Raw genomic sequence first — 19,353 nt, 5'->3', positions numbered from 1 at the left:
ACTCATCCCGTCACTTGGCTGAAATCCGCCACGCGCCCCATGGCGTCGCGAACCTGGCTCAGAAGCCGCAGACGGTTGTCCCGTTCCGCGGGGTCTTCAGCATTCACCAGAACCTGCTCGAAAAAGGCGTCCACAGGCCCGCGCAGACCGGCGAGCGCCTGCATGGCGGCCACGAAGTCCTCGGCGCTCAGGGCCTGCGCGACAGAAGGCTCGACGCCGGCCAGGGCCTGCACCAGGGCGAGTTCGGCCGCTGGCGCGCCGTCCATGGCGACCGCCGGGCCGTCTGGCAGCGCGCCCTTCTTCTCCTCGGCCCGGAGGATGTTGGTCGCGCGCTTATAGCCGGCCAGCAGGTTGGCGCCGTCCTCGGTGGTCAGGAAGCCGTCCAGCGCATCCACCCGGGCCACGATACGCACCAGATCGTCGTCGCCCAGGGCGAACACCGCATCCACCAGATCGTGGCGACGCCCCTGCTCTCTCAGGAGCACCTTCAGCCGGTCTGCGAAAAAGATGACCAGGTCATCGCCCGCAATGTCGCGGATCGGCAGGCGTAAGCCCCCTTCCAGCACGATACGGATGATGCCCAGCGCCGCGCGGCGCAGAGCGTAGGGATCCTTGGAGCCGGTGGGCTTTTCGTCGATGCTGAAGAAGCCGATCAGGCTGTCGAGCTTGTCGGCCAGGGCCAGCACCTGGCCAAGCGGGCTGGCCGGGACTGCGTCGCCCGGCCCCTGCGGCCGGTAGTGATCGCGGATGGCGTCGGCGATCCCGGGATCGAGGCCTTCGGCGCGGGCATAGTAGCCGCCCATCAGGCCCTGAAGCTCCGGGAACTCGCCGACCATGCCGGTCACCAGGTCGGCCTTGGCCAGCCGGGCGGCCTTGGCGGCGGCTTCGGCGTCGGCGCCGACCAGGGGCGCGAGACGGCGCGCCAGTTGCGTGATCCGCTCCACCCGCTCGAACATCGTGCCGAGCCTGGCATGGAAGGTGACCCCTTTCAGCTTCTCCAGCCGGTCTTCCAGGGTGAGCTTGCGGTCCTCGTCCCAGAAGAAGCGAGCATCGGCCAGACGGGCCGACAGCACCTTGGCGTTGCCGGCCGCAATGGCTGCGCCGCCGTCGGCGGCCTGGATGTTGGCCACGGTGATGAAGTGGGGCGCCAGGCCCCCGGTCGCCGGATCGCGCACGGCGAAGTACTTCTGGTGCGTCCGCATGGAGGTGCGGATCACTTCGGGCGGCAGGTCAAGGAAGTCGGGGTCCATGTCTCCCAGGACAGGCGTCGGCCATTCGGCCAGGCCGGCGACCTCGGCCAGCAACCCCTCGTCCTCCACCAGCTCCAGATTGCGGGCGAAGCAGAGGGTGCGGGCGCCATCAAGGATCGCGGCCTTGCGCTCCTCGGGATCCAGCACGACGAAATGGGCCGAGAGTCCGGCCTGATACTCGTCGAAATTGCGGGCGCGGAACGGCTTGGCGTCGCCCATGAAGCGGTGGCCCTCGCTGGTCTCGCCGCTGGCGATCCCGTCGATGACGAAAGGCACGACCACGCCGTCGAACACGCAGACGATACGCTTCAGCGGCCGGACCCAGCGCAGGGTCCCCCGCCCCCAGGTCATGGACTTGGGCCAGGGGAAACTGCGCACGATGGCCTCGACCATCTCGGCGATGATCTCGGGCGTCGGACGGCCCTTGCGTTCGATCTTCGCGAACCAGACGCCGTTCTGCTCGACCAGTTGGTCCATGGTCAGGCCGGTAGAGCGGAGGAAGCCTTCCATCGCCTTTTCCGGCGACCCGACGCGCGGGCCTTTGCGCTCTTCGGTGCGGTCGGCCTGGGCCTCGGGCAGACCCTCGATCACCAGAGTCAGGCGGCGCGGACCGGCGAAGGCGGTCATGGCTTCAGGCAGGAAGCCCTGCTCGGCCAGACGCTCACGGGCCATGCGCTCCAGATCGCGGGCGGCGTGGGCCTGCATGCGGGCCGGAATCTCTTCGGAGAAGAGCTCGAGAAGCAACTGAGGCATTACTGAACTCCGGCCTCAAGCGGCTCGGGCGAAAGACGCTCTCGACCTTCGGCGCGCTGAACCTCGTTCCACTGGTCCATCAGCGCTCGCGTGGTGAAATGGCCGTAGAGCTTGCCACCCTTTTCATACTGCCAATCGCTGACTTGTTCGTCTTTAAAGGTGACCAGCGAGCCGTGCTGGAGATCTCCGAGATCATCGGGTGGGTTAGCAAGCCTTCCGCGGCCGCCGTCCGGCTCACGCACCACGTCGAAAATCCAGATATGCTCCTCACCGTCCCGCGACACCGTAGGAAGACCGACTTTCACGGCGAACTCGCTGTAGCCGGGGGGAGGAGCCTCATGGAGGCGCCAGAAGATCGGCAGCGTTTCCCGCGCCTGCGTCATCGCAGCTACGACCGCCGGATCATCTTCGGTGACGAAGACCATTTCTTCGTTCTCCGGCCGCGCCTCGGCGCAGCCGGCGAGCGCCATCATGAACCCGACGCAGACGGCCAACAGGGCGGGCCTCATGCGTTGCCCCCTTCATTGGCCACCCAGGCCTCGGCGCACATCTTGGTCAGGTCGCGGATGCGGCCGATATAGCTCTGGCGCTCGGCCACCGCGATGGCGCCTCGGGCGTCCATCAGGTTGAACAGGTGGCTGGCCTTGAGCACGTGGTCATAGGCCGGCAGGACGATGGCCTGGCCCTGGGGCCCCTTCATCGCCAGCAGGCGCGGGACCTGGGTCTCCATGTCCTCGAACTGCCGCTTCAGGGTGGCCACGTCGTAACCATCGAAATTGGCCGTCGACTGCTGGCGCTCGTTCTCCAGGAACACCTCGCCATAGGTCATGGGCGCGGGCCCGTCCGGATCGTTGAAGGCCAGGTCGGTGAAATGGTCGACGCCCTGCAGGTACATGGCCAGCCGCTCCAGCCCGTAGGTGAGCTCGCCGGCCACCGGCCAGACGTCCACGCCCCCCACCTGCTGGAAGTAGGTGTACTGGGTGACCTCCATACCATCGCACCAGACTTCCCAGCCCAGGCCCCAGGCGCCCACAGTGGGGTTCTCCCAGTCGTCCTCGACGAACCGGATGTCGTGCAGGCGGGTGTCGAGGCCGATGGCCTCCAGGCTGCCCAGATAGAGATCCTGCAGGTCGTCCGGGTTCGGCTTCAGGATCACCTGATACTGATAATAGTGCTGCAGGCGGTTGGGGTTCTCCCCGTAGCGGCCGTCCGCCGGGCGGCGAGAGGGCTGCACATAGGCCGCCCGCCAAGGCTTTGGACCGAGCGCGCGCAGCACCGTAGCCGGGTGAAGCGTGCCCGCCCCCACCTCCACGTCGTGCGGCTGCAGGATCACGCAACCCTGGCGGCTCCAATAGTCATGGAGTTTCAGGATCAGGCCCTGAAACGAGAGCGGTTTTTCTGAGGACATCTGGGCTGATTTGCAGGCGCAAAAAAAGTCGGCGGACCATAGGGCCCGCCGACCTGTGCATCAAGCGCGCGGCGAAGATCAGTTGCCGGTGGGCTCCGTCATCTTGCCGGCCCGGGACTGCGGCCCGCCGTACTTGGCGCGGTTCTCTTCGGTGTCAGGGACCGGCCCATTGGTCACCATGGTCACATTGGCCGAGGCGCCGGTCCTGGCCGAGGCCATCGTCCCGGCCTCCGTGGCCGCCGAGGCGTCCCCGCGGGCCATGGCGCCGGGCTGGTTCACAGCCCCCGACATGCTGGAGTTCATCTCGGCCCCGGCCGACATGTCGCCCGACATCGTCTTGCCGGCCTCAGCCCCGGTGGGGCGGGTGGAGTCCACAGAGGGCAGACCCGTGCTGGAATCCTTGTGGTCGGACGGACCCGCCTGGGTGTTCATCTCGCCCTGAGCGGTTCCGTAGGCCGTCTGGGCCTGAGCGGCCCCGGCGGTGAGAAGCGCCGCGGCCGAGGCGGCGGAGAGGATCATCTTGAGGTTCATTGTTGCATTCCTTTGCGTTTCAACGAAGCCCGCAGGTCCCCCCCGCCGCCCTGTAGGGCCTTAGGCCTAGTTGCCTCGCGGCGCCGAGTTCTGGCCGGCGTTCGAGAGGGGTTCGCCGTATTCGGCGCGATTTTCCGGTGTGTCCGGAATGGGTTGCATGGCGCTCGCCTGGGCAGGCGCCGTGGCGGAGGTGTCAGACTCCATACCCGTCGGCGCGGCCTCGGTAGCGGGCGGCGCGGGCTCGTAGGTGGAGGCAGCGTCAGCGCCCGCGGCGGCGTCAGCGGCCGGCGGGGCGGCGGCGGCCGGGACCGCGCCAGGCATCAGGACCTTGTCGACCACATGGACCACGCCGTTATCGGCCATGACATCGCCCTGGGTGACGCGGGCCTGGCCGACCATCCAGGGGTCGCTGCTGCCGTCGACTTCGATGTTTTCACCGGCCACGGTCGGCACCGGCCCCTTGGCCCCGTCGATCTTGGAGCCGTCGAGCACGGCGTTGACCACGTGATATGTCAGCAGCTTCTGCAACTCGGCGCGGTTCTCTTCGGCCATCAGCCGATCGAGTTCGCCAGCCGGCAGGGCGGCGAAGGCCGCATCCGTGGGGGCGAAGACGGTAAGATTGCTGTTGTCCTTCAGGAGCCCGACCAGGTTGGTGGCCTCCAGCGCCTTGACCAGGGTGGTGAACTGCCCCGAGGCCTGAACCGTCTCGACGATGTCGCCGGCTGGAGCGACCTGCGTGCTTGCACGGGCGGAGGCGCCGGCCTGGGCGGCGGGAACGCCCTCCGATGGCGTCGACGGCGCAGGCGTCATGGCGTCCTGGGCCTGCGCCGCGCCCGTGATCAAGGCGGCGGCGGCTGTTGCGGTCATCAGGCGGGTCAGATGCATAGTCATCCTCTCGTCAGTTGGGAGCACGACCCAGAAGCTCGGGCCGCGGGTCGAGAGGTTTACGCGGCCGCGGTCGATCAGTTGCCCATGATCACGCCCTCGTGATCATGGTGGCGCTTAGGCGCGGCCAAGGCGCCTAAGGCGGCGGCGGTTCGCCAGCGTATGATCACTAATTGTGCATTCCCACCCCGTGAACGCTCAGAAAACGCACACCGGTTGGCTTTCCTTAACCTGGGGATGTGCGACGCCCCCCCGTTTGGCCGACCGTCGATAGCGTAACAGTCGCCGTCAACCGACACCGTCGGAATGGGGCCATGGGGCTTGGTGACGGCTCGAACCAAAAAGGGGACGCGCGGCGTAAAGCCGTCGCGATAGCGAGCGGATGAAACTGATCATGGCGATCGTCAAACCCTTCAAGCTGGACGACGTGCGCGAAGCGCTCGTCAGCGCCGGCGTTGAAGGCCTGACGGTCTCGGAAGTCAAAGGCTATGGCCGCCAAAAGGGCCAGACCGAGATCTATCGCGGCGCGGAGTACCAGGTGAACTTCGTGCCGAAGGTCAAGCTGGAGGCCGTCGTCGATGATGCGGCCGCAGCCAAGGCCGTCGAGGCCATCAAGGCCGCCGCCGCCACTGGCAAGATCGGCGACGGCAAGATCTTCGTCATCAATGTCGAGGATGCGGTGCGTATCCGCACCGGCGAGACCGGGGCCGCCGCCCTTTGAGGGCGCAAAGAAACGGGACAAGGGGATAGTCACATGTTGTCATTGAAATTCAATCGGTTGGCGGGGCTTATGCTTGCCGCCGCCATCGTCGGAGCGCCTGCCGCTTCGGCCTGGGCTCAGGAAGCGCCGCCGCCGGCCGAGGCCGCGATCAAGGCGCCGGCCGAAGAGGCCGCGCCCATGCCCGAAACGGCGTCTGTCGAGGAGGCCCCTGTCGAAGAGGCGGCGCCGACCGATCTGTTCGCCCATCAGGTTCCGCTGGAACTGAATGAGGCCTCCACCGGCTGGATTCTCGTCTCCACCTGCCTGGTCCTGCTGATGACCATTCCCGGCCTGGCGCTCTTCTACGGCGGCATGGTGCGCCAGAAGAACGTCATCAACACGGTGGCGACCAGCTTCGCGATCACCGCCCTGGTGACCGTGCTCTGGATGGCGGTCGGCTACAGCATCGCCTTCGGCACCAACGCCAGCGAAGGCCTGAACGCCTATATGGGCAGCTTCGACGCCCTGTTCCTCGGCGGCGTCACGGTCGAGACGGCGCACTCGTTGACCTCGGGCCTGCCGGAGTTCCTCTGGATCATGTTCCAGCTGACCTTCGCCATCATCACCCCGGCCCTGATCGCCGGCGCCTTCGCCGAGCGGATGAAGTTCTCGGCCATGCTGCTCTTCATGGGTCTGTGGTCGGTGTTCGTCTATGCGCCCATCTGCCATTGGGTGTGGGGCGGCGGCTTCCTCGGCGGGGCGGGCGTGCTCGACTTCGCCGGCGGCACCGTGGTGCACATCAACGCCGGCGTCGCCGGTCTGGTCTGCGCCATCGTCCTGGGCAAGCGCAAAGGCTACGGCGTCGACAACATGGCGCCCAACAACCTCGTCTACACCATGATCGGCGCCAGCCTGCTGTGGGTCGGCTGGTTCGGCTTCAACGCCGGCTCGGAATGGGCGGCTGACGGCCTCGCTTCCGCCGCCATGATGAACACCCAGGTCGCCGCCGCGGGCGCGGCCCTCACCTGGATGGTCATTGAGTGGGTCGAGCGCAAGAAGCCCGGCATGCTGGGCCTGGCTTCGGGCGCCATCGCCGGCCTCGTGGCCGTGACGCCGGCCGCCGGCTTCGTCAATCCGCAGGGCGCGCTGATCATCGGTCTCGTCGGCGGCGCGGCGGCCTATGTCGGCGCGGTGTGGCTGAAGAAGATGCTCAAGTATGACGACAGCCTGGACGCCTTCGGCGTGCACGGGGTGGCCGGCATCGCCGGCGCCCTGCTCACCGGCGCCCTGGCCGATCCGGCCATCAACGGCGCCGGCGAAGGCGCCAGCGTGATCACCCAGGGCTACGGCATCCTGGCCACGATCGCCTGGTCGGCCGTCGTCACCTTCATCATCCTGATGATCTGCAAGTTCACCGTCGGACTGCGGGTCTCCGAGGAAGAGGAAGTCGAAGGTCTGGACCTTTCCCAGCATGGGGAAGCCATCCACAGCTGATCCGGCTCTCAGGGCTGATCGCGGAACGGGGGTCCTTCGGGGCCCCCGTTTTTGTTTGGGTGTGCTTCGTCTCTCAGTCGGCGTCGGCGCATCTGGCGCCAAAGCCGCCTCAGATCGTCTCAGGCCGGCTCGGGCCAGGGACCACCCAGACGGCACCGGCGCACCCACCAGTCGGGGCGCAGGCTCTCCAGCCGCTCGGCCAGCTGCTCGGCTTCGATGTCGCTGGGACAGAGGGCGAAGCAGGTGGCCCCCGATCCCGACATCCGGGCCAGCAACACTTCCGGCTCAGCGGCCAGATCAGCCAGGACATCGCCGATCTCGGGGGCGATGCCGATAGCGGCCGCCTCCAGGTCATTGCGCTGCAGGCTGAGCCAGCCGGCCAGTTCCTCGACGCTCTCGAAAGCCTCGGGCATGGGCGGCGGAGCGACGTCACCGAAGACGCCCAGAGCGTCTAGCCGCCCATAGACCCCTGCGGTCGAGGCTGGAACGCCGGGATTGATCAGCACCGCCGGGCAGACCGGCAGGCCTGGGGCCGGCGTCAGGACCTCTCCCCGCCCCTCGGCCAGCACTGGCGCCCCCCAGAGGCACGCGGCCCCATCGGCGCCCAGGTCCGCCGCAATCGCCTGCAGCGCGTCATCCGACAGCTCGGGGGCCCAGGCCCTCCGCAGCAGCCGCAGGGCCGCCCCAGCGTCGCTGGAGCCGCCGCCCAGGCCCGCCGCCACCGGCAGAGCCTTGTCCAGCATCAGCCCGACGGGCGCCCGCGGGCCCCGAAGACCCCCCAGCAAAGCCTGAGCCGCCCGAACAACGAGATTGTCCCCCTCCCCGGACAAGGATTCGGCGAAGGGACCGCTCAGACGAAACTCCAGGGCGTCAGCCGGCGCCAGCGAGAGGCGATCCCCCACATCGGCAAAGACCAGCAGTGAACTCAACGGGTGATAGCCATCATCGCCAGGGGCGCCGACATGCAGGAAGAGATTGACCTTGGCCGGCGCAAAAGCCTGTCCGAACATCTCCTGCGCCACTAGCGGGCCACGGATGGCGGCGTGGGCGCCGCGGCGGCCTCCGTCGCCGCAGCCACTTTCGGCTGCGGCCCCAGCCCGGATTCCAGCTTGGCTTCGGCGTTCCGGCGCATCCGGTCGTCCGGCTCAAGGGTCAGGACCCGGCGCCACTGGAACACAGCCTCGTCCTCGCGGCCGACCTGCCAGTAGGCGTCGCCCAGGTGGTTGTTGACCTCCGGATCGCCGGCCTCGAGTTCGACGGCCTCTTCGAGGAGTTCGACCGCCCGGTCATACTGACCCAGCCGGTAGTAACCCCAGCCCAGGCTGTCGACCATGGCGCCCGAGCGCGGATTGGCGTCCACCGCCATCTGGACCATGGCCAGGGCCTCTTCCAGGCGTTCGCCGCGATCGATCCAGCCATAGGCCAGATAGTTCAGGATGTCGGGCTCGTTGGGGTTGAGCTCCAAAGCCGCCGACAGATCCGCCTCGGCCTTGGGCCAATCGCCCATGCGCTCATAGGCCGCCCCGCGGGCGAACAGCAGCCTCCAGTCCGGCGCCGGACTGGAGGCGATCAGCTGGTCCAGGGGCGCGATGGCCTCGGCGTACTTCTCATTGGTCCGCAGCAGGTCGGCCAGGGTCAGCAGGGCCACGGGGTCGCCGTTGCTGGCGTTGGCCCGGGCGATCTCCAGGGCGCGCTCGGTTTCATCGGCGCCCTGATAGCTCCAGGCCAGCTTGCTCTGAGCGGTGGCGTATTCGGGCTGGCTGGGCTTCACCCGCTCATAGGCCGCCCGCGCCGCCTCCAGATCGCCAGCCGCGCCCATCAGGTCGCCGACCATCATCCAGGCGTCCACCCGGTCTGGGTCCAGGCGCAGGGCCAGCCGCACATAGGCCAGGGCGAACTGGCTCTGTCGGGCAGCCAGCATGGCGGCGGCGGGGGTGAGGAGGGCCTCGGCGGCGCCTTCTCGCACGGTGGGCGGCGGCGGTGGGCTGCGTCGCGCCGTCGCTCGCGCCCTGGCCTCGGTCAGGGCTGTATCCCGAGGGAAGTTCGCCAGGGCCTGGTCATAGAGCGCCACGGCGTCATCGCGGCGTCCGCGGCGCTCCAGGAATTCTCCATAGGCGACGACCAGCATCGGGGCGGCCTCGGCCCCCTCGGTCAGGGCCTTGAAGTCCGTCTCGGCCTCGTCATAGCGCCGCGCGCGCTCGAACTGATAGGCCTGCCCCAACATACCGAAATACTGGACCAGCCGGTCGCCGGGCACGTCAGGCCGGCGGATGGCCGCCTGCTGGTCGCCGGCCGAAGCCGCAGCCCAGGGGGTCAGCAGAGCCGCCGCCGTGCGGTGGGGAAAGCCGATCTCCTGTTCGGTCAGAAGGGCGTAGGCCGCCGCGCCCTTGCCATCGGCCAGGGCTTCGACGGCGCGCACCAATCGCCCGAGGCGCTTTGCGCCTTCCGACGCGTTCTCATCGACAGGGGCGATCTCGGCGGCGCGCTCGATCTCGCCACTCAGGACGGCGGCGGTGAAGGCCCGCTCGGCCAGCAGGCCAGGCTGGGCGCTCACATCCGTCGCGCGGTCGAAATAGTCCGCAGCCTGTCGGCTCTCGCCGTCATTCAGCGCCGCCTGTCCGGCCAGGAACAGGCCGTATGAAGAGCGAGCTGGCAGGTTGGCGCCGGGCGGAGCTGCGCTCGCGCAGGCGGCGAGGAGAAACAGGGGGACCATCACGGTCAGGGATCGAAGACGCATCCCCCTAGGGTTTCCTTTTCCACGCGCCGCCGCAAGCGCGCGTGCGTCACATATTCGGATAGTTGGGCCCATCGCCCCCTTGGGGGGTCGTCCAGACGATATTCTGCGACGGATCCTTGATGTCGCAGGTCTTGCAGTGAACGCAGTTCTGGAAGTTGATCTGGAACTTCGGGTTCTGGCCGGCCTCGTCGTAGAGCACCTCATAGACGCCCGCGGGGCAATAGAGGCGCGCCGGCTCGCCGAAGCGGGGCAGGTTCACCTCGATCGGCACCGACGGATCCTTGAGCCGCAGGTGGGCCGGCTGGTTCTCGTCGTGGTTGGTCGCCGACAGGAAGACGGACGACAGCTTGTCGAAGCTGATCTCATTATCCGGCTTGGGATAGACGATGGGCTCGTAGTCCTTGGCCAGGCCGGTGGACTCCGCGTCGGTCTTGCCGTGCTTCATGGTGCCGAAGATCGAGAAGCCGCCGGTCAGGTTGCTGATCGTCATGTCGACGCCGCTGATCAGGGTGCCCAGGGCCGTGCCGAACTTGGCGATGATCGGCTTGGTGTTGCGGACGATCTTCAGTTCCTTGTGGACCCAGGAGGCCTTGAAGGCGGTCTCGTACTCGGCCAGTTCGTCGCCCTGGCGGCCGCTCTGGATGGCGGCGAAGGCGGCCTCGGCGGCCAGCATGCCGGTCTTCATCGCATTGTGGCTGCCCTTGATGCGGGGCACGTTCACGAAGCCCGCCGAACAGCCGATCAGCGCGCCGCCTGGGAAGAACAGCTTGGGGATCGACTGCAGGCCCCCCTCGGTGATGGCCCGCGCCCCATAGGCGATGCGCTTGCCGCCTTCGAGATGGGGGCGCACGGCCGAGTGCTGCTTGAAGCGCTGGAATTCGTCGAAGGGCGACAACCAGGGGTTCTTGTAGTTCAGGTGCACCACGAAGCCGATGGCCACGTAGTTGTCCCCGAAGTGGTACATGAAGCTGCCGCCGCCGGTCTTGTCGTCCAGCGGCCAGCCCAGGGTGTGCTGCACCAGGCCCGGCTGGAACTTCTCGTCGGGAACCTGCCACAGCTCCTTCAGGCCAATGCCGAACTTCTGGGGCTGCTTGCCCTCGGAGAGGCCGAACTTGGCGATCAACTGCTTGGCGAGCGAACCTCGGACGCCCTCGCCGATGAAGGTGTACTTGGCCAGCAACTCGACGCCGGGCTGGTAGTCGGCGCCCTTGTTCCCGTCCTTGTCGATGCCGAACACGCCGGCCACCACGCCGCGCACGGCGCCGTTCTCGTCGAACAGCACCTCGGAGGCGGCCATGCCCGGATAGACCTCGACGCCCAGGGCTTCGGCCTGCTGGCCGAGCCAGCGGCAGACGTTGGCCAGGGAGGCGATGTAATTGCCGTGGTTCATCATGAACTTCGGCATCGGCAGCCAGGTGATGTCGAGTTCGCCCTGGGGACCGAGATAGATGAACTTGTCCTTCTTGACCGGCGTCTCCAGGGGCGCGCCCTGGTCCTTCCAGTCGGGAATCAGTTCGTTCATGGCGATCGGGTCGATCACCGCGCCCGACAGGATGTGGGCGCCAATCTCGGACCCCTTCTCCAGCACGGCCACATTGAGCTCGGCGCCGGCCTCAGCGGCCAGCTGCTTGAGGCGGATCGCGGCCGACAGACCCGCAGGCCCGCCGCCGACGATGACGACGTCGTACTCCATGGACTCGCGTTCGACGTCTTCGCTCATTATCCCCTCACACTCCTATGGCCGATGGTCGGGGCCCCTACCCTCGCCAACGGCGTTGATCCTTTGCGCGTCTTATCGGAAGGTCGCCCCTGCGCGGTCAAGGACAAACCCCGCGAATCTTTGGGATTTCGACGCTTAAGTATGGACCAGACCGCCACACCGGCCCCGCAAATCCTGGTCGAAAGCCTGCTCGCCTTCTGGGCCGACGCCGGCGTCGACTGCCTGTACCAGGATGAGGCGAGCGACCGGATCGCCGCAGGGTTGACCCTGCCCCCCCGCCGCGCCGAACCTTCGGCGGAGCCTGCGGCGCCGACGCCCGTCACCCAGGCCGGCGGCGGCTCCCACGTGCAGGCAGGCGACGCCATAGCCCTCGCCCGCAACCTGGCGGCCGAGGCCAGGGACCTAACCGATCTGGCCGCCGCCATCTCGGCCTTCGAGGGTTGCGCCCTGCGCTATGCCGGCGCCGCTCGCCAGGCCGTCTTCAGTCGTGGTCGGGCCGATGCGCCGGTCATGATCATCGGCGAAGGCCCGGGCGCCGAGGAAGACGCCCGCGGGGAGCCCTTTATCGGTCGCGCCGGCCAGCTCCTGGACAGGATGCTCGCGGCCGCCGGCCTGACCGATCGGGTGTTCATCACCAACACCGTGTTCTGGCGTCCGCCGGGCAACCGCACGCCGTCCCTCGAGGAGCAGCAGGTCTGCGCGCCCTTTGTCGAGCGCGCGATCGAACTCGTATCGCCCAAGATCCTGCTGCTGCTAGGGGGCGCCTCGGCCAAGGCGATGCTCAAGCGCGAAGAGGGGATCCTCGCCATGCGCGGCCGTTGGTTCGAGTGGCGCTCCACGGACGAACGTCTCGAACTGCCTGCCATGCCGACGCTTCACCCGGCCTTTCTGCTTCGTCAGCCGGCAGCCAAGAAGAAAGCGTGGAGCGACCTCGTGTCTCTGGTGCAGAGGCTTGATCGGCCGGAGCGGCCCCACTAGACCTTGGCCTGAGCTTCGAGAAAAGGGCCACGGAACCGCTGCGACATGTCGGCGGACGTGGAAGGTCGCATGACGACATCGACGCGAAGGCAGGTCTTCCGCCTGGGCTTTGGCGCTATGAGCGCCGCAGCGCTCAGCGGCGTGGCCAGTCATGCCTGGGCTGCGCCCCAGGTGCTGTCACCCTGGGATGTGGTTCGCTATCGCGCCGCCTTCGCCGCGGTCGACCGCGGCGACTTCATCGAAGCCCAGATGCAAATGGTCGAGGTCAAGGATCGTTCCCTGGCCGGCCACCTCGCCTTTCGCCAACTCATGCATCCCACGGCTCACACCTCGTCCTATGAAGAGCTGAGCAAGTGGTTGAACGCCCATGCCGACCAGCCCGGCGCCGAGCGGGTCTATAGCCTGGCGGTGAAACGGCGCCCGGCCGGCGCGTCGGCGCCGCGCACGCCGGTGGTCACCGGCCTCGACTGGGGCCGGGTCGAGACGGCCGCCCAGAAGGTCGGCGGACGACTGAATTCGGACAAGGGCCGCGCGGCGCGCGAGGCCTTCTACAGCGGCGATCTCGCCCGGGGTTACGATCTGGCCGTGGCGTCCGGCGAGCGCTGGATCGCCGGCATGTCGGCCTATCGCCTCGGGCGCTATGAAGAGGCCGAGGGCTTCTTCAGCGCCGTGGCCCGGGACGAGACCGAGGGCGAGTGGCTGAAGTCGGCCGGCGGCTTCTGGGCCTCCCGCGCGGCGTCCAAGGGCGAAGAGATCGATCGGGCCAACGCCCACCTGCGGGTCGCCGCCAGCCACCCCGCCACCTTCTACGGCATGATCGCCGACCGCCGCCTGGCCCTGGTGGGCGAAGAGACTGCGCCGGTGCGGCTGTCGCGCCAGGGCGCCTATATGTTCCGGGCCTCGGGCGCCGGAGCCGACAGTGTGGACATCCTGCGCTTCGCCAAGACCGATCCCCGCGCCCATCGGGCTGTCGCGCTCAGCCAGGTGGGCCTGGCGTTGGAGGCGGGACTGGAGCTTCGCGCCGGCCTGACCCTGGCCCGCTCGGCGCCCGAGCGCAGCCGCTGGACCACGCTCGCCCTCGGCCTCAACGCCCCCCTCACCTCCCAGGCCGACCAGGCCGGCCGATTGCGGGCCGCCTTCGCCTATCCGACGCCGGCGCTGGAGCCCAAATGGGGCTTCACCATCGACAAGGCCCTGGTCTACGCCATCGTCAACCAGGAGAGCCGGTTCAATCCGGCCGCGGTCTCGCCGGCCGGCGCCGTGGGCCTGATGCAACTCATGCCCGACGCTGCGGCGCGCGCGGCCGGCGACGACAAGCTCAAGCAGGACATGAGCCCGCTGTTCGATCCAGGTTTCAACCTCCGCGTCGGCCAGGACTATCTGACCTGGCTGATGGAGCGCGGGGTGGGCTACGACCTGCTTCAGGTGGTGGCGGCCTATAATGGCGGCCCCGGCACGCTGCAGAAGACCGTGGCCATGGTCGGCGAACAGGCCGACAGCCTCATGGTGATCGAGTGCCTGCCCTCGGTCGAGACCCGCAACTATGTGGAAAAGGTCGTGGCCGCCTACTGGGCCTATCGCGACCATTTCGGCGAGACCTGCAGCACCCTCGACGCCGCCGCCCGCGGCGCCCGGATCATCGACGCCCGCCTCGACTTCGACGGCAGGATGACGTTCTAGGGCGTCCTAGCCCAGGCGCACCGCGCCGCGGCCGAACTGCCCCCGTAGCACCTTCAGATCGCCCTGCGTTCCCCCGAAATCCCGGGTGCGAACCAGCAGGCCTGCGCTTCCCGTCTGGCGTCGGCCGGCAAACCACCCGCTTTTCAGGGGCGGCAGCACCAGGGCCGGCCGGGTGGCGCGGGAACTGTGATCGGCGACGATCTCGATCCAGCGGCTGGGGAAGCGCATGTCCGGCGTGACGATCAGCAGCCAGTTGCCCTTGGCGATGGCGGCGGCCGCGGCGATGGAGCCCCGCAGCAGGGTCGCGCCGGCGTCTTCGCACAGTGCGGCCGTGGCCGCGTCGGAGTCCCCGTCGGCGACGATCACCTCGCGCACCAACCCATCCACCGCCGCCGGCACCAGTGCTGCGAGGAGGCCCGCAAGGGCTTCGGCGGAATCGTGGGCAGGGACAATGACAGTGATCATGGCGCCAAAGGCGGCGCTTCGGACGTCGGGTCAAGAGTGTTCTTGTTATGTTCCACATGCTCCGCTACTCTGTTGCAGCATGGTCACCTTCACCCAGCAGATCCGCGGCCGCGGCGCGCGCACCAATGCGAGCGGACGCTTCGAGAGCCAGCAGCGCGAAGCCTTTGACGACGGCTGGACGGTGGATGACGAAACGCCGACGCAGCTGCGCACCCACGTCCTGCCGGACAAGGCCAGGACGATCATCGCGCGCAACACCAGCCCCGATGTCGGCTTCGACCGCTCGATCAATCCCTATCGGGGGTGCGAGCATGGCTGCATCTACTGCTATGCGCGGCCGGCCCACGCCTTTCTCGGCCTCTCGCCCGGGCTGGATTTCGAGAGCCGCCTATTCTTCAAGCCCGACGCCGCCGCCCTGCTGGAAAAGGAGCTATCGGCGCCGCACTATGAGCCCCGCGTCATCCATATCGGCGGTGACACCGACCCCTACCAGCCCATCGAACGCCAGCAGCGGGTGACCCGGCAGGTGCTGGAGGTGCTGCAGCGGTTCAGCCATCCCTTCACCATCATCACCAAGTCGGCCCTCATCCTGCGGGACGCCGATATCCTCGGCGAGATGGCGTCCCGCGGTCTGACCCGCGTCGCCATCTCCATCACCAGCCTCGACCGCAAGCTGGCCCGCAGCATGGAGCCCCGCGCCGCCACGCCGGAGCGACGCCTTTCGGCGGTGGAGGGCCTGGCCAGAGCCGGCGTGCCGGTGGTGGTGATGTTCGCCCCGGCCATTCCCAGCCTGAACGACCACGAGATGGAAGCGGTGCTGGAGCGCAGCGCCCAGGCCGGCGCCGTGGGCTCTGGCTATGTGGCCCTGCGCCTGCCCCTGGAGATCAAGGACCTGTTCGAGGAATGGCTGGCGAGCGACCATCCCGACCGCGCGGCCCGGGTCATGTCGCTGGTCCGCCAGATGCGCGGCGGCAAGGCCTATGACGCCACCTTCGGGTCCCGGATGAAGGGTCAGGGGCCGGTGGCCCAGATGATGGGCCAGAGGTTTCGGGCGGCCCGCCGGCGCTATGGCCTCGACCGGCCCCTGCCCGATCTGGACCTGTCAGCCTTCAAGGTCCCGCCGCGCGTCGGCGATCAGGTTGACCTGTTCGGCTAGCTAGCGGGAGAAGACGCCGATCAACTCCACATGCGGCGACCAGAGGAACTGGTCCACGGGGAAGACCTGCTCCAGGGTGAAACCGGCGTCGATCAGGGTGCGGGCGTCCCGGGCGAAGGTTGCCGGGTTGCAGGAGACGCCGATGACCCGGCTGACCTTCGAACCGGCGATCTCGCCGGCCTGCTCGGCCGCGCCGGCCCGGGGCGGGTCGAACACCGCCAGGTCGATCTTCTTCATCTCCTGGATCAGCAGCGGCCGGCGGACCAGATCGCGGGCCTCGGCCGTGACGCCCTTCAGGCCCGGCGCGGTGGCCACGGCGGCGTTGAGGGCGGCGATGGCGGCCGCCGATCCGTCAGCAGCGTAGACCGGGGCGATCTGCGCCAGGGCGAAGGTGAAGGTGCCAACGCCGCAATAGAGATCGGCGATCCGCTCGGCGCCGGCCGCGGCCTGGGCGACGAAATCGACCATGGCCCGCTCCGCGGCCGGGACGGCCTGCAGGAAGGCGCCCGGCGGCAAGACCACGCGGACCTCGCCCAGCCGCACGCTGGGGGCTGCCTGGTCCATATAGGCGATCTCGCCATCCATGGAGACGCGGGCGAAGCCGCCGGCTGCGGCCTGTTCGGCCAGGCGCATGCGGGCGTCCGCCGACAGACCGCCGCTCTTGCGCTCCACGCCGGTGATGTCGATGTCGATCCCGTCGTCGGTGGCGGTGACGTGCAGGGTCGGGGCCGACTTGGGATGCTCGAACAGGGGCGCGGCCAGCCGACGCATGGCCGGCAGGGCCGCGGTGATCTTCGGATCGGCGATGGGACAGACCTGGATATCCACAAGATCCCAGGAATTGCGGATCTTGTAGCCCAGGCGCGCCTCGCCCTTCGCGCCCTGACGGGCGTGCAGCGCCACGCGGCGGCGGCTGAACGGCGGCGAGGCGAAGATCGGCAGGACCTCAGTCTCGATATGCTGCCGCGCCAGAGTGCCGATCAGGCGATCGCGCTTCCAGGCGAGATAGGCGTCGGTTCGCCAGTGCTGCAGGGCGCAGCCGCCGCAGATGCCGAAGTGCGGACACGGCGGTTCGACCCGCTCCGGGCTCGGCTCCAGGATCGCCAGGGTCTTGCGCCGTTCGCCGGTCCCGGCCACACGCACGCGCTCACCAGGCAGGGTGAAGGGGGCGAAGATCGGCCCAGGGGCGAGCCCATCGCCCTCCCCGCCCATTTCGGCGATCGTCACCTCGGCTTCGGGAGCCGGCCCCGACGGCAGGCGAGGAGCGGAACGGCGGACGGGCTTGGAACTTCGCATCCCCACGCCCATTTCACATTTCGACGCCTGACGCCACGACCGGCTCGTCGCAGGCCAGATGAACGAACATGAACGACCCGCTCAACGGCCGTTCAGGAAAGCGCCGCCATATTGGAGATCGACAAGGGGCGAGCCTCACCCGCCGCCCACGATTTCCGCTCAAGGGAGAGCTACGATGTCCACCCGTTCCACCATCGCCAAGGGCGCCGTCGCCGCGGTTGCGGGCGTCGCCACTCTCGCCGGCGCCGCCCTGGCCCCGACCATGGCTTCAGCCCAGTCCTACGGCTATTACGGCCAGACCCAGGGCAACACCTATTACGACCCCTGCCGCCGTGATCAGACCAATCGCAGCACCGCCGGCGCCCTCATCGGCGGCGCGCTGGGCGCGGTGATCGGCTCGAACGCCGCGGCCGGCGGCGTGCGCACCGAAGGCGCTCTGCTGGGCGGGGCGCTCGGCGCTGCGGCGGGCGCTGCGGTCGGCAACCGGGCTGCGGCCTGTGCGCCGGGCTATGACAACCGCACGACCCTGAACAGCTACTACAACGACGGCCGCTACTACGATCAGAACCGCTACGGTCAGGGCTACGGCCAGTCCTATGGCTACAGCCAGCCCCAATATCAGGGCGGCTATTATCAGAGCGGCGCGGCGCCCGGCTATTACGGCTCGACCTATGACAGCAACCGCTACGGCTACTCCTCGTCCAGCTCCTACGGCCAGGCCTATGACCGCTACGGCCGCACCTATTCGGTGGCCCAGCAGCCCGGCGCCGATGGCTGCAGCATCGCCGAGAGCCCGATCTACATGCCGGACGGCTCGACCCAGAAGCGCTTCGTGCGGGTCTGCCGCGACAATTCGGGTCGCTATCAGGTCGTCGACTAAGACCTGAACAGGCTTGAGATCATAGGCCGTCCACCTTCGAGGTGGGCGGCCTTTTTCGTAGGTCAGGCCGCCTTGGTCGCCCAAACCAGGAACTCCACATTCCCATCGCCCCCGGTGATCGGGCTGGGGGCAGAGCCGTTCACGGTCCAGCCGGCGGCCGCCAGAAAGGCCTGGGCCTCCGCCAGGACGCGGCCGCGAGCGGCCTCGTTCTTGACCACGCCGCCCTTGCCGACCCCGGCTGGCCCCACCTCGAACTGAGGCTTCACCAGCACCACCAGATCAGCGCCCGGCGCCGCCAGGGCCAGCGCCCTGGGCAGGGCCTTGGTCAGGCTGATGAAGCTGACATCGCAGACGACGAGATCCGGTGCAAAGCCGATGCGGTCCTGATCCAGGCCCCGGGCGTCGGTGGCTTCCAGGCTCAGGACCCGCGGATCGTTGACGATCCTGGGATGCAGTTGGCCACGCCCCACATCCACCGCACAGACCCGGGCGGCCCGCCGGGTCAGGCAGACCTCGGTGAAGCCGCCGGTGGAGGCGCCGACATCCAGGACGTGGCGTCCCTCGACCTGGATCGGCCAGATTTCCAGCGCGTGGGCCAGCTTCAGCGCCGCGCGGCCGACCCAGGGGTGGGCGGCCTCGGCGGCGATCTCGATGTCTTCGTCCAGCAGGTCGGCGGGACGGCGCACTGGCTCGCCGCCGGCCATGACCCGGCCCGCCTCGATGGCGGCCCGGGCCTTGGCGCGGCTGTCGAACAGGCCACGCTCGACCAGCAGCAGGTCGGCGCGCTGACGGCCCATGGCTCAGGCGTCAGCCGGTTCCTCGAACAGCTTCTTGAGCTCGTTCTTGAGGATCTTGCCGTTGGCGTTGCGCGGCAGGGTCTCATGCCAGAACTTCACCGCGATCGGCACCTTGAAGGCCGCCAGATGCTCGGCCACATGAGCCCGCAGCTCCTGCTCGGTGACTTCCGCGCCGGGCTTCAGGGTGACCACGGCGGCCGGCTCTTCGCCCAGGGTGCGGTGAGGCACGCCGACGATGGCGGCGTCCATGATCGCCGGGTGGTCATAGAGGACGTTCTCGACCTCGACGCAGTAGATGTTCTCGCCGCCGCGGATCAGCATGTCCTTGGCTCGGTCGATGATGAAGCAGAAGCCTTCCTCATCCAGCCGCGCCAGGTCGCCGGTGCGCACCCAGCCGTCGACGAAGGTCTGGGCGGTGGCCTCGGGCTTGTTCCAATAGCCCTTCACGACCATCGGCCCCTTGGCCCACAACTCGCCCACGGCGCCGACCGGCAGTTCGGTGACCCCGTCGGCGGGATCGACGATCTTCAGCTCGGCCACCGGAGCGGCGGGGCCGCAGCTGTCGGGGCGGTTCACATAGTCCTCGGCGCCGTTGCTGGTCACGGTGGCGCAGGTCTCGGTCA

At 68.3% G+C, this 19,353-nt stretch carries 18 protein-coding genes; 6 read left to right on the top strand and 12 right to left on the bottom strand.

What is annotated here, in order from left to right; all coding sequences use genetic code 11:
- Positions 1-2 precede the first annotated feature (2 nt).
- From glyS to V7702_RS03950, 5 genes are all read right to left on the bottom strand, one after another.
- A complete protein-coding gene (glyS, locus tag V7702_RS03970; RefSeq protein WP_335648848.1) occupies positions 3-2,003 on the bottom strand; it encodes a glycine--tRNA ligase subunit beta in 2,001 nt (666 codons plus the stop codon).
- The gene (locus V7702_RS03965) at positions 2,003-2,512 is read right to left on the bottom strand and encodes a YegJ family protein (RefSeq protein ID WP_335648847.1); all 510 of its coding nucleotides are present in this window, start codon (positions 2,510-2,512) and stop codon (positions 2,003-2,005) included. Before V7702_RS03965 ends, glyS begins: the two co-directional genes overlap by 1 nt.
- Positions 2,509-3,411: a glycine--tRNA ligase subunit alpha gene (locus V7702_RS03960; RefSeq protein ID WP_300576041.1), complete on the bottom strand. Its 903-nt coding sequence runs from the start codon at positions 3,409-3,411 to the stop codon at positions 2,509-2,511. Before V7702_RS03960 ends, V7702_RS03965 begins: the two co-directional genes overlap by 4 nt.
- A gap of 78 nt (positions 3,412-3,489) precedes the next feature.
- Positions 3,490-3,942 carry a hypothetical protein gene (locus V7702_RS03955; RefSeq protein ID WP_335648846.1) on the bottom strand — a complete coding sequence of 151 codons (453 nt, stop codon included), beginning with the start codon at positions 3,940-3,942 and terminating at the stop codon, positions 3,490-3,492.
- A 66-nt stretch (positions 3,943-4,008) separates the two neighbouring features.
- Complete coding sequence (locus V7702_RS03950) at positions 4,009-4,827, bottom strand: fasciclin domain-containing protein (RefSeq protein WP_335648844.1); 819 nt, start codon at positions 4,825-4,827, stop codon at positions 4,009-4,011.
- A gap of 382 nt (positions 4,828-5,209) precedes the next feature.
- Here V7702_RS03950 and V7702_RS03945 point away from each other — a divergent pair, with 382 nt between their 5' ends.
- Both V7702_RS03945 and V7702_RS03940 read left to right on the top strand, forming a co-directional pair.
- Positions 5,210-5,548 (top strand): P-II family nitrogen regulator, encoded by a 339-nt coding sequence (locus V7702_RS03945; protein ID WP_335648843.1) that lies wholly within the window; start codon positions 5,210-5,212, stop codon positions 5,546-5,548.
- A 69-nt stretch (positions 5,549-5,617) separates the two neighbouring features.
- A complete protein-coding gene (locus tag V7702_RS03940) occupies positions 5,618-7,021 on the top strand; it encodes an ammonium transporter (protein ID WP_335648842.1) in 1,404 nt (467 codons plus the stop codon).
- A 119-nt stretch (positions 7,022-7,140) separates the two neighbouring features.
- On the opposite strand, the gene V7702_RS03935 is transcribed toward V7702_RS03940, so the two are convergent.
- Genes V7702_RS03935 through V7702_RS03925 form a run of 3 tightly spaced genes read right to left on the bottom strand, consistent with a single transcriptional unit; the run spans position 7,141 to position 11,478 of the window.
- Positions 7,141-8,031, bottom strand: a complete 891-nt coding sequence (locus V7702_RS03935; RefSeq protein ID WP_335648841.1) for a 4-(cytidine 5'-diphospho)-2-C-methyl-D-erythritol kinase — start codon at positions 8,029-8,031, stop codon at positions 7,141-7,143.
- Between the two features lie 11 nt (positions 8,032-8,042).
- On the bottom strand, positions 8,043-9,758 hold the full coding sequence (locus V7702_RS03930; RefSeq protein ID WP_335648840.1) for a tetratricopeptide repeat protein: 1,716 nt from the start codon (positions 9,756-9,758) through the stop codon (positions 8,043-8,045).
- Between the two features lie 46 nt (positions 9,759-9,804).
- Positions 9,805-11,478: an electron transfer flavoprotein-ubiquinone oxidoreductase gene (locus V7702_RS03925; protein WP_335648839.1), complete on the bottom strand. Its 1,674-nt coding sequence runs from the start codon at positions 11,476-11,478 to the stop codon at positions 9,805-9,807.
- Between the two features lie 141 nt (positions 11,479-11,619).
- Here V7702_RS03925 and V7702_RS03920 point away from each other — a divergent pair, with 141 nt between their 5' ends.
- Complete coding sequence (locus V7702_RS03920) at positions 11,620-12,456, top strand: uracil-DNA glycosylase (protein WP_335648838.1); 837 nt, start codon at positions 11,620-11,622, stop codon at positions 12,454-12,456.
- 69 nt (positions 12,457-12,525) lie between these two features.
- Positions 12,526-14,136 (top strand): lytic transglycosylase domain-containing protein, encoded by a 1,611-nt coding sequence (locus V7702_RS03915; RefSeq protein WP_335648837.1) that lies wholly within the window; start codon positions 12,526-12,528, stop codon positions 14,134-14,136.
- 6 nt (positions 14,137-14,142) lie between these two features.
- Here the strand turns inward: V7702_RS03915 and V7702_RS03910 are convergent, their stop codons facing one another.
- Entirely contained in the window at positions 14,143-14,601 is a 459-nt protein-coding gene (locus V7702_RS03910; protein WP_335648836.1) for a glycosyltransferase, read from the bottom strand.
- Between the two features lie 79 nt (positions 14,602-14,680).
- Between V7702_RS03910 and V7702_RS03905 the strand changes: the two genes are divergently transcribed.
- Complete coding sequence (locus tag V7702_RS03905) at positions 14,681-15,757, top strand: PA0069 family radical SAM protein (RefSeq protein WP_335648835.1); 1,077 nt, start codon at positions 14,681-14,683, stop codon at positions 15,755-15,757.
- Here the strand turns inward: V7702_RS03905 and V7702_RS03900 are convergent, their stop codons facing one another.
- The gene (locus tag V7702_RS03900; protein WP_335648876.1) at positions 15,758-16,969 is read right to left on the bottom strand and encodes a class I SAM-dependent RNA methyltransferase; all 1,212 of its coding nucleotides are present in this window, start codon (positions 16,967-16,969) and stop codon (positions 15,758-15,760) included.
- Between the two features lie 259 nt (positions 16,970-17,228).
- On the opposite strand from V7702_RS03900, the gene V7702_RS03895 reads away from it, so the two are divergent.
- Entirely contained in the window at positions 17,229-17,933 is a 705-nt protein-coding gene (locus V7702_RS03895) for a hypothetical protein (protein WP_335648834.1), read from the top strand.
- A 62-nt stretch (positions 17,934-17,995) separates the two neighbouring features.
- Here the strand turns inward: V7702_RS03895 and V7702_RS03890 are convergent, their stop codons facing one another.
- A complete protein-coding gene (locus V7702_RS03890; protein WP_335648833.1) occupies positions 17,996-18,730 on the bottom strand; it encodes a TlyA family RNA methyltransferase in 735 nt (244 codons plus the stop codon).
- Between the two features lie 3 nt (positions 18,731-18,733).
- On the bottom strand, positions 18,734-19,353 hold a 620-nt coding region (locus V7702_RS03885), incomplete at its 5' end, for a class I adenylate-forming enzyme family protein (protein ID WP_335648832.1).

It is taken from the genome of Phenylobacterium sp., assembly GCF_036963605.1.
Taxonomy (GTDB): Bacteria; Pseudomonadota; Alphaproteobacteria; order Caulobacterales; family Caulobacteraceae; genus Phenylobacterium.
Note: the sequence above shows the minus strand (reverse complement) of the source record. Positions and strands in the feature narration are given on the sequence as shown.

Bases quoted from the DNA above. Each gene is read 5' to 3' on its own strand.
- V7702_RS03955 (WP_335648846.1), bottom strand. From the start codon at position 3,942: ATGAACCTCAAGATGATCCTCTCCGCCGCCTCGGCCGCGGCGCTTCTC.
- V7702_RS03915 (WP_335648837.1), top strand. From the start codon at position 12,526: ATGACGACATCGACGCGAAGGCAGGTCTTCCGCCTGGGCTTTGGCGCT.
- V7702_RS03905 (WP_335648835.1), top strand. From the start codon at position 14,681: ATGGTCACCTTCACCCAGCAGATCCGCGGCCGCGGCGCGCGCACCAAT.
- V7702_RS03965 (WP_335648847.1), bottom strand. From the start codon at position 2,512: ATGAGGCCCGCCCTGTTGGCCGTCTGCGTCGGGTTCATGATGGCGCTC.
- V7702_RS03945 (WP_335648843.1), top strand. From the start codon at position 5,210: ATGAAACTGATCATGGCGATCGTCAAACCCTTCAAGCTGGACGACGTG.
- V7702_RS03920 (WP_335648838.1), top strand. From the start codon at position 11,620: ATGGACCAGACCGCCACACCGGCCCCGCAAATCCTGGTCGAAAGCCTG.
- V7702_RS03930 (WP_335648840.1), bottom strand. From the start codon at position 9,758: ATGCGTCTTCGATCCCTGACCGTGATGGTCCCCCTGTTTCTCCTCGCC.
- V7702_RS03940 (WP_335648842.1), top strand. From the start codon at position 5,618: ATGCTTGCCGCCGCCATCGTCGGAGCGCCTGCCGCTTCGGCCTGGGCT.
- V7702_RS03890 (WP_335648833.1), bottom strand. From the start codon at position 18,730: ATGGGCCGTCAGCGCGCCGACCTGCTGCTGGTCGAGCGTGGCCTGTTC.
- V7702_RS03960 (WP_300576041.1), bottom strand. From the start codon at position 3,411: ATGTCCTCAGAAAAACCGCTCTCGTTTCAGGGCCTGATCCTGAAACTC.
- V7702_RS03910 (WP_335648836.1), bottom strand. From the start codon at position 14,601: ATGATCACTGTCATTGTCCCTGCCCACGATTCCGCCGAAGCCCTTGCG.
- V7702_RS03935 (WP_335648841.1), bottom strand. From the start codon at position 8,031: ATGTTCGGACAGGCTTTTGCGCCGGCCAAGGTCAATCTCTTCCTGCAT.
- V7702_RS03895 (WP_335648834.1), top strand. From the start codon at position 17,229: ATGTCCACCCGTTCCACCATCGCCAAGGGCGCCGTCGCCGCGGTTGCG.
- V7702_RS03925 (WP_335648839.1), bottom strand. From the start codon at position 11,478: ATGAGCGAAGACGTCGAACGCGAGTCCATGGAGTACGACGTCGTCATC.
- V7702_RS03950 (WP_335648844.1), bottom strand. From the start codon at position 4,827: ATGCATCTGACCCGCCTGATGACCGCAACAGCCGCCGCCGCCTTGATC.
- V7702_RS03900 (WP_335648876.1), bottom strand. From the start codon at position 16,969: ATGGGCGGGGAGGGCGATGGGCTCGCCCCTGGGCCGATCTTCGCCCCC.
- glyS (WP_335648848.1), bottom strand. From the start codon at position 2,003: ATGCCTCAGTTGCTTCTCGAGCTCTTCTCCGAAGAGATTCCGGCCCGC.